The sequence below is a fragment of the Roseixanthobacter psychrophilus genome, from assembly GCF_043195195.1.
Taxonomy (GTDB): Bacteria; Pseudomonadota; Alphaproteobacteria; order Rhizobiales; family Xanthobacteraceae; genus NCEH01.
In genome coordinates this window covers 1-8822 of sequence record NZ_JBAFWT010000082.1, presented here as the reverse complement: position 1 = coordinate 8822, position 8822 = coordinate 1, and the positions used below count along the sequence as shown (strand labels likewise).

Below are 8822 nucleotides of genomic sequence, written 5' to 3'. Positions count from 1 at the left end.
TGCAGGTCCGCATGCGCGATCGCTTCCGCATCCGTGACCTCGGTCACGGTGAGCAGCGGTTCGTCGCGCAGGCGATCCCAGGCGGTGGTGCTGAACGCCTCGACCGGCCAGACCTTGACCGCGTCGTGCGCGACGCCGGCGCGCCAGAAGCCGGGGCGGCGGCAGCTGATCTTGAGAAAGGACATGGATGCCTCCGCCTCAAGCCAGCCAGGGAACGACGAGCAGCTCGGCCGTACCCTTGTTGATGTTGGTGGCGCCGGCGGCGTCGTTTTCCGCCTGCAGAATCTTGCGGGCCTGCGTTTCCAGCGTCGGCGGCACGATGAGGAGGTTTGGCACAAGGCCGAGCGGGCGCTCGTAATCGCCCTTCATGCTCATCACCGCGCTGCGGGCGTTGGCATAGCTCGTGGCGTCCAAGGTCTGCTTGGAGCCCCACGAGAACTGCCAGAAGCCGTACCCCGCGTTGTACCGACCATCGACGCCGTAAAGGAATTCCTTGCGGTGGAAGACATTGTCGTCGTCCAGACGATCCTTGGCGACGAACTGCCAGTCCTCGCGCACCTGCAGGATCAACGGCTTCAGGATTCGGCGGTTGTCGATCAAGAACCAGGGCGTACCGCTGCCGCCATCGGTGTTCGCGACCGTGGTGGGCTGGCCGGCGGCATTCAGCACCGGATGATCGGTGTCGAAGAAGTATTGACCGTCGTAGCACTCGGTCGAAAAACCTGCCTTCAGCAGCGACCAGAGCATCTGATCATAGGCCGACCCGGTGCTCTCGCCCATGGTCCCGAAGAGAGGAGTGTAAAGGCCGATATTGTCGTCTCGGATGTCGTTTCGGGCCACGGAAATCGTCAGCTCGAAATCCCGGTTCTTGATTCGGTAGCTGCCGCTCGAAATGTTCTGGATCTGTCGATCGCCGAGCCATTCCCGCACGTTGGGGATCTTGCCGAGCCAGCCGTATTCTTCCGTGCCGGTGACGGACCCTACGCGCGTTGCGATTTGCGGCCATTGCGAGGCCGCGACGCCAGAAAGCCCCTGCGTGAACGCCGCGTTGAACGCCACATTGAGGTTCTGCAAGTTTGGACGATTGATGATCATGCTGTGGCCGCCCCTTAGAATTCGATCCACACACCGAGATCGTCGACGTCACGGATGACGCCGGCGGCGGAACGCGTGTTGCTGCCGTTGGTCTTGGCCACGGTCTGGTCATCGACCAGGTAGGCCGTCACGCCGATGTCGGCGCGGGTGATGAGGTCGGTGGTGGCGGAGTTGGAAAAGCGGAAGGTGCCGCGCTCATACTCCACCGACACCAGGCCATCGGTGGCGGGGCTGGTGACCGTGCGCTTGATGCGGCCGAGCGCCCGGAGCGTGGTCGCGGTGGCGCCGGGTGTGCCGTAGCCGGTGGCCGTGCTCACGCAGAGGATGCCGCCCGCGTAGAAGATCTTGGAAGCGGCGGCCAGGATGACGAAATCGCGCCCGGTGCGCGAAGGCGTATCGCGGCCCTGGATCAAGGCGGCCATCAGACGTGCTCCAGTCCGAGGGCCTTGCGGCTCTCTTTGAATTTCGCGGGGTCGATGCCCATCAGCAAGCAGACGCGGGCTTCGTCGGGCGTGAGGTTGGCGGCCCCGCCGTTGGCGGCACTGCCGATCGAGGGAGGCTGGCGCAGCCCGCCGGAATGCAGATCCGGCATGGCGGCGATCTCCAGCGCGACGGCGGCCGGGTCGGCCATGTGGCGGGCGATGTAATGGTCGCGCACCGGCCTGAGGCCGACCTTGCCGGCCTTGATGGCATCGTCGATGGCGCGCTCGGCCTCGGCGCGGGCGCCGGTCTGCACCAGGGTTTCGAGCTTGGTCTGCAGCTCGATCACCGTGGTGCGCAGCTGCGTCTCGGCGGCGGTGCCGCCAGTGCCCTTGAGGTGCGTCTCGATCTGGGTCGCGGTGACCTTGTCGTAATCGAGACCGGCGGCGGTGAGCCCCGCCTTCACGGCCGCGAGCTTGCCGGCGTCCTGCTGGCGGCTCTGCAACTCGGTGATGATGACCGAGCGCGGCGACGTCGCGGCGAGGCCGGCCGCCGTGGCGATGGCGTTGGTCTCTTCCGCATGGCGGACGATATCCGCCTTCTGTTTTTCGACGGCGGCGAGGACGTCCGCCTCCGACGCATCCGCACCAAGGCCGAGGGCCTGGCGCATCAGAGCGATGAATTCCATCTGCTGGTGGCTCCGGTGGAGTGAGGTCAAGGTGAGGTTGGGGGTGTTGACCAGGGAGGCGCGAGCGACGCCGAGCACACGGCCGGTGGCCTTCTCGACGTGCAGGGCGGGGCTGATGCCCTTGTATTCGCGGACGATGGCGGCGCCGGCGGCTGTCCATTCGACCCGGCCCCAGATGCCGTCGGCACGGGCCTGCAGCTCGACAATCCAGCCGCGCGCCGGCGAGGGGCGGCCCTGCGGCGCAGCCACGTCGATGGCGTGATTTTCGTCGATCGGGAGCTTTCCGCCCGCCATGGACGCAGCCATGACCGCAGCCACGTCGGCCAGAGTGTAAGGGCCGCGCCCGTCCACGCCGGAAAATGTGCCGGCGGGCACCAGGTGCACCCATTCCGGCACGGTGGCGCCGTCCAGGGCGGAAAAGAGAAGGATCTCGTGACGAAGCATGAGGGGCAGAGTGCCCGCGCGCGCCGCCGCTTATCATGCCCCAGGGCTGGGGCGGCTCATGTCCGGGGGGATGTTGTCAGGAGGCCGTCAGCGGGCGGGGCGGGCGGGACCATGCTCGGCAGGGACCGCACCCTCTTTTAGCGCTACAGGCGCCTCTTTCGCCTCTTAATCGGCTCTCAAGCCGGAGCGGACCGCTCTCACTTGGACAGGGCTCGGTCCGCCGCGTCGATCAGCGTCTCGACGATCATCACTTCGTCCTCGGCCGAGATGCCGAGATAGGGGCGCGCCGGGATGGTGACGCTGTCGGCCATCACGACGCCGGAGGCAAGCCGGAAAACCAGATGGGAGGCGTTCTTGGGGGTGATCGTGGCGCCGAACTGGTGCACCGCCCCATAGATTTGGTTGGTGCCTTCCTCGACCGTGTTGTGCGTGGCCCGAAAGGTGATCGAGCCCATGAGGCCGCCGCGCATGGCGCTCTCGCGCAGGATGCCGGGGCCGCGTTTGAGGGTGGCATAGTCGGGATTGAGCGCTGCCCAGGGATTGCCGTCCGGGTCGGTAGCGGTCTGGAAACGCTGGTGGGTGCCCTCGCGCAGGCCGACACCGATCGCCCGCATCACGGGCGTGGTGTTGCTCATCACCGCCTGCAGGGCGCGGAAAGCCTGAAGCGCGGCGCCGGCGTCGATGGTGGTTTCGAGGGTGACGCCGGTCACCTAGGCCGCCTTGCCTTCGTCCTCGATCTCGACCTCGGAGGCGGGCGTCAGCTCCATCTCGGACGAATCCCAAACGGCGGCGAGCCGGCTGCCGCGCCGTGCGATCTCGGCTTCAACCTGCTCGGTCTCGACCACGGCCTGCCGCAGCGCCTCCACCGGATAGCGGGCATAGATGCGCGCCATCGCCTCTTCGCCCTTATTCAGGGCGTCAAGGCGTGCGAGCAGGTCGGCGCGCTCGTTTGACATTCACCGGCTCCACAACGACTCGATTTCCGACGCGCTTCACAACACGGAACGACGCATCGGGCCTGATCAGGAACTCGTACTCCGGGTACTTGGTGTACGGGACATGCTGAACATAAGCGCCACCAGCATATCCCTTCGGCAGCCTGATCTCAATGACGACGGGCGGCTTGCCGCCGAACGTCTTGGCGGTGTTGGAATCGACCGACGTCGACATGAAGCCCTTTTCGGTGATCACGTCGCCGACCTGCGCCAGTCGCGCCGGGTTTCCGTCCTTCGCACCCCGATACACGACCAGCTCGCGTTTGGTCTTCCCGCGCGCCAGCGCGGCTTTCAGATGCGCGATCTCATCATTATGATGCGGGGCGTCGGCAATGCCGCGCAGGTGGTTGTTGATCGCGCGGAAGGTGTTGGCCTTGTAGCCGGCCAGCGCGTCCGATTCCCGCTCGCTGAGCTTCGCCCCCCACTCGGCAAAATCGGCGGTCAAAACCATGTCCTGCTCGACCAGCTGCTGGCCGACGGTATTCGCCCAGGGGTCGACCTCCGGCGCGACCTTGGCGGGCGCTGCTGGTGCGGGAGGCGTGGCGGCCGCCTTCGGCTTCTTCGGAGCAACGTCGTCGAACACATTCGGCTTGGCCGCCCCGTAATCCCCCAGCGTCGGAATGGATTTGAGCTTCGCCGGTTTCGGCGCGGCGGGCGCCTTGGCCTTTTTCGGCTTCGGAGGCGGCACCGTCAGGGTGGCATTGGCCGGGATCTGCGGTGCCTTGCCCAGCCACTCTTGCCCGACGTTGTAGTCAAAGCCGGGATCGATTCCCTCCGGCACCTCGGTAATCTCGCCGGTCTTGCGGTTCGTATGCTCGATGAGATTGATCTTCGGCGCCGTGTCCGGCCCGCTCTTGCCCATGCGCGCGAGGCCGCGCGCCGACACCGACCTGATCCAGCACCCGCAGTGATAGCCGTTCGGCGTGTAATGGGTGGTCCACCAGCCGTCGTCGGCCCGCAGGGTGGTGCCGTTCCAGCCCAAGTGCTGCAGGCGCGGGTGCAGCGCGCCGGAATGGACATATTGCCAGTACGGAAACGCCGCGAGCGTCTCGGGCTCGACCTGCTGGGCGTATCGGCCGGCGCTGTAGGCCATGCCGAGATTGACGTTGTAGATGAGGCGCGCGCGATAGCCGGCCTTCCCGGTGTGCGCCCAGCCGTGCTTCGCGACGATGGTGTCGAACTGCTTGCGGAAGTCCTGGATGCTGGTTCCGTTTTCCAGCGCCTTCGCCACCTCGGCGCGGAAATCGCCGACCAGCGCCCGCGTGGTCGCGCCGGCGACGGTAAAGCTTTTCACGTTCGCCTTGCCCCAGACGTCCGTGTAGCTTTCAGAGGTGACGTTCGCCTTGGCGCGCAGATAGGCGATCGCCTCGTCGAACGGCAGATCGACGGCGCCGAGGGTGGTGGTCATGCGGCTGATCTCGCCGCAACGGGAAATGCATGACACCGGTGGAGATGAGGATGCTGCGATGGATACGGGAAGCGGTGAATTTTCCGCACTTTTGGTGGGGCTTCTTCGGGAGCCTCGTCTCGTGGGCCCTTGTGTTTTACTTTGGGTCGAAAGGTGAGGTAATCGGCTTCTTCGGCAATGTGGTTGGCGGATTGATTGGCGGGGGCATGACCCTGGCCGCAGGCTGGCTGGCCTGGAGCGCTGCGCAGGAGCAGATTGACCAACAGCGAACGCTGCTCAACCTTGCGACGCAAGAACACAAATTGCGGAAAATACACCTGCTTCAGGATTTTGCTCACCTGCTCACCGAGGCTTGCGGCAATCTCATGCAGGTCACGTCCCTGCCGCAGCAGCAGGGTGAAGTCCGAGAGTTCAAGCCGATCCGCGTCATTTCTGGAGCGGTCGAAAGTGACGACTTTTGGCGGCTCAACTACGATCTCGGCGTCGCGTTGCGTCGGCTCGACAGTCGCATCAGAACGGCAAACACCGACTACCTTGGCAGAGCATGGGTGTGGCCCCAGAATCGGGAATCCTTCAAGGAAATGGGCAACCGCTGCAACACCCTGTGCGAAGACGCCCGCCGAATGCAGGACCGCGTGAATGATGCACTTAAGGAGTTGGGAGCTGAGACAATAGCAGCTCCAGGCCAAAAGTTCTGGGGTTGGAATACCTATTCCATGCCGCATGGTGCACGTCGGCAGGCTAAAAAATAGATCCGAAACCGTCTTCACCCCTCCCCCCGCAGCTCATCGATGAGCGCCGCCTGTCCCACCAGATGGGCGAGGACCATGCCGCGCTGCATGACCTCGGCAAACCGCGCCGGGTCGAGGTTCATGCGCTCCAGCCGATTGGCGAGGTCGCGCATGTCGGCCGCCTCCTCGAAGGCCGCGCGGATCTCCGCCGTCATGCTGGCCATCACGCCCTGCATGTCCAGCGAGAGGCGCCGCTCCATGCGGTCCACATATTCCGGGTCTGGCGCGGACGCGTGAAGTGAAAGCAGGTGCCGGGTCAGCTGCCCCTTCGGCGGGACGGTGGGCGGCACCGCCGGCGGCGCGGCCGGGTCGATGGGCTCACCTAGCGCCAGTGCCGCCGGCGGCTGCTGACGGCCGCCGATGAGCCGCACCGGCTTTCCATCGGTGCTCTTTTCGGCCTCTGTGAAGCCGAGCCGGTCGAGCACCTGGCTCTCTTCCACTTCCAGGCCGAGTGGGCCGAGCTTGGAGATCGCGTCGACCACGTCCTTGATCGGCAGCTCATCCGGCCGGCCGATGACCAGGCGCGGATACTTCTTTTGCGGCCCGAAGTTGAAGGCCACCATCTGGTGCACGAGCTGCTGCGTGAGCGTCGCCGAGGCGAGCTTGGCGTCGGCCCGCTCCATGTCCTCCTGGACGAGCCGGTGTTCCTGGCCGATGGCATGCCCGCCGGCGATCGCGTCCGTGGTGGCGGTCTGGCCGAGCACCAGCTTGGAAATCTGCCGGTCGATCCAGTCGCAGCGCTTTTCATACAGCTCCGAGCCGTCGGCCGCGTTCTTCACCTCGACGAACTCGATCAGCATCGAATCGGGGATGATCGCGGCGCAGTCGCCGGCAATGTTGGCGACCGCGCTCCAAAGCACGTCCTTGTCGGCGTCGCTGGCGCCGGGGCCGTATTTGCCTACCCGGACCGGCTGGCCATAATTCTGGATGAAAATTGCCCAGTCGCGCAGCGTGAAGGCTTTGTACATCCAGCCCCAGGACGCGACGCGGGCAAGGCCGGAACGGATCGACAGACCCGACTTGGCCTTGTGCCGGTGCACGAGGAAGCGATGCGCCGCCAGCGGCTCCTTCGTCGCACCCTCCCGCAGCATGGGGATATCGAGCGAGGTTTCATCCAACTCGAACCAGGCGGGATTGCGGTGCATCAGGGCCTTGGGCGCGACCAGATCGGGCGTGCTCTCCCATTCGATTTCCAGAATCGAGAAGCCCTTGCCCACCGCGTCGAAGAGATCGAACAGAGCCAGCTCAAGCACGCCCTCCTTGAGCCACTCGCGGATCAGGTCCGCATGCTTGACGTGCTCGGGCGCGTCGCTGGCGGCCTCAACATTGATGGGCAGCTGCGAGACCTGGCGCTTCCGGGTGCCGAGCACGCCGAGATAGTGCATGTCCCGTTCTTCGATGTCCTCGGCCAGCTCCAGATAGGCCCGCGTGTCGCCGCTCGCGGCCGCGCGGTGGATGGCCGCGAGGCGGTAGGGCGTGAGCCCGTCGGCCGGGTGGCCGGAGATGGGCGAGCGCACGCCCGTGAGTGTCGGGCCGGCCTTTGGCGGGCCGAACAGGGCGTCCAGGTCGACGCGCTTGCCGTCGGGGCCGAGGATGGTGGAGAGCCGGGCCATCAGAGGCCTCCTCGCATGCGAGGCAGCATGAGGCCGCCCCTGTGATTGCTGTCGCCCGAGTGGTCCGGCCGCATGAAGTCGCGGCCGCCGGCGCCTTCCATGGCGGCGGCTGGGCGCGGCACCGGGCGATAGCCGTATTCGCCGGCACCGCCGCCGGCGGCATGGATGCCGAGGAAGCACGCCCAGGTGCGGTCGGCATGGTCATCGTCCCGCTCGGCGACGAAGCGCGGCGCGCCGGTGGCGGAGGCGATCTTGCGCAGCTTGTGCAGATCCGCGCGCAGGGCGACGTCGCCCTCGGAGATGCGGATGGTGCGATCTTCAAACCGCTCTTTGCCGGCGGTGGCGAGCACCAGCTTGCTGGGGCCGGTGAACAGCACGCCCTCGACCCGGCTGCCATGACGGCGCTGCGCATCCTCGACCACCTTCTCGCCCATGCCGGTCTGATCGATGCAGGCCCGGCCGACGCGGTAGCGCTCCATGACGTCGTCGAAGGCCTCGTCCATCTCGGCGAAGGTGGCGCGCTTCTGTTCGATCCGCTCGCGCTCCCACAGCACGTCGCCGACCTGTTCCCAGACCCAGATGACGTGCAGATCGTGCCGCCGGCCGATGTCGCGGCCGACGAAGCACACGCCGCCCTGGTAACCCTCAGGGTCGCCGGCGCGTTCGTCCTCGACCGATGAGATGAGGTCGTAGGACAACCAGGCGCTCGCCTCGTCGAGCCACTTCAGTTCGTATTCCTGCGACCACAGATCATCGTCGGCGAGGCCGGCGCGCAGCTCCTCGATGTCGCGTGGCAGGCCGTCCGCCACGGCCTGATAAATGTCGACGGTGTGCCGAGACCAGACCTCATCGGCGGCGGTCATGATCTCGTAGAATTTATTGCCCTTGCCATTCGGCGTGGACGTGACGCGGAGCCTCAGGCCATTTTTTGAGATGACCGGAAACAAGGCCCCCCAGATCGCCTTGCTATCTTTGTGGATGGCGAACTCGTCCAGGAAGACATTGGCGGAAAAGCCGCGCGCGGTGTCGGGATTTGCTGGCAGAGCAGTGATGCGCGAGCCATTCGGCAGGCTCACCTCGAGTGCCTTGTGGGAACCCTCGTCTCCCTGCCAGTCATATTCTTCCGCCTCGAACCCGAGCTTATAAGCGGCGGCGTGGCGCTTGATGCCTTCTTCCATGGCCTCGCGCGCCTGGCGCTCGCCTCGCGACAGGATCACCCACCGCTCTCGCCGCCGGATTACGGCGGCCTGAAAACAAGAGTCCACGATTTCCAAAGTCGTGGTGAAGGTCTTTCCGCTCTGGCGCGAGAACATGCCCACTTTGAAGCGCTTTTTATCGCGCAGCCATTTGTGCTGATACGCATAGAGC

10 protein-coding genes are annotated in these 8822 nt (G+C 65.6%); 1 reads left to right on the top strand and 9 read right to left on the bottom strand.

Translation table 11 applies throughout. The features are described 5' to 3' along the window. From V5F77_RS27885 to V5F77_RS27855, 7 genes are all read right to left on the bottom strand, one after another. A partial coding sequence (locus V5F77_RS27885; RefSeq protein WP_429008331.1) for a hypothetical protein occupies positions 1-185 on the bottom strand: 185 nt, incomplete at its 3' end. Positions 186-198: 13 nt separating this feature from the next. Continuing rightward, the gene (locus tag V5F77_RS27880) at positions 199-1095 is read right to left on the bottom strand and encodes a Mu-like prophage major head subunit gpT family protein (RefSeq protein ID WP_429008330.1); all 897 of its coding nucleotides are present in this window, start codon (positions 1093-1095) and stop codon (positions 199-201) included. Positions 1096-1109: 14 nt separating this feature from the next. Beyond that, entirely contained in the window at positions 1110-1517 is a 408-nt protein-coding gene (locus tag V5F77_RS27875; RefSeq protein WP_429008329.1) for a hypothetical protein, read from the bottom strand. After that, positions 1517-2647: a phage protease gene (locus V5F77_RS27870; RefSeq protein ID WP_429008328.1), complete on the bottom strand. Its 1131-nt coding sequence runs from the start codon at positions 2645-2647 to the stop codon at positions 1517-1519. Before V5F77_RS27870 ends, V5F77_RS27875 begins: the two co-directional genes overlap by 1 nt. A 197-nt stretch (positions 2648-2844) precedes the next feature. Beyond that, positions 2845-3357 (bottom strand): phage virion morphogenesis protein, encoded by a 513-nt coding sequence (locus V5F77_RS27865; RefSeq protein ID WP_429008327.1) that lies wholly within the window; start codon positions 3355-3357, stop codon positions 2845-2847. After that, positions 3358-3603 (bottom strand): hypothetical protein, encoded by a 246-nt coding sequence (locus tag V5F77_RS27860; protein WP_429008326.1) that lies wholly within the window; start codon positions 3601-3603, stop codon positions 3358-3360. It lies immediately after the preceding gene. Next, positions 3566-5050 carry an ADP-ribosyltransferase gene (locus V5F77_RS27855; RefSeq protein ID WP_429008325.1) on the bottom strand — a complete coding sequence of 495 codons (1485 nt, stop codon included), beginning with the start codon at positions 5048-5050 and terminating at the stop codon, positions 3566-3568. The genes V5F77_RS27860 and V5F77_RS27855 overlap by 38 nt, the downstream gene beginning before the upstream one ends. 29 nt (positions 5051-5079) lie before the next feature. Between V5F77_RS27855 and V5F77_RS27850 the strand changes: the two genes are divergently transcribed. Next, a complete protein-coding gene (locus V5F77_RS27850) occupies positions 5080-5802 on the top strand; it encodes a hypothetical protein (protein ID WP_429008324.1) in 723 nt (240 codons plus the stop codon). 14 nt (positions 5803-5816) lie between these two features. Here the strand turns inward: V5F77_RS27850 and V5F77_RS27845 are convergent, their stop codons facing one another. Together V5F77_RS27845 and V5F77_RS27840 are read right to left on the bottom strand one after the other, a co-directional pair. After that, the gene (locus V5F77_RS27845; protein WP_429008323.1) at positions 5817-7454 is read right to left on the bottom strand and encodes a DUF935 domain-containing protein; all 1638 of its coding nucleotides are present in this window, start codon (positions 7452-7454) and stop codon (positions 5817-5819) included. Beyond that, a partial coding sequence (locus V5F77_RS27840; protein ID WP_429008322.1) for a terminase large subunit domain-containing protein occupies positions 7454-8822 on the bottom strand: 1369 nt, incomplete at its 5' end. The genes V5F77_RS27845 and V5F77_RS27840, both read right to left, overlap by 1 nt.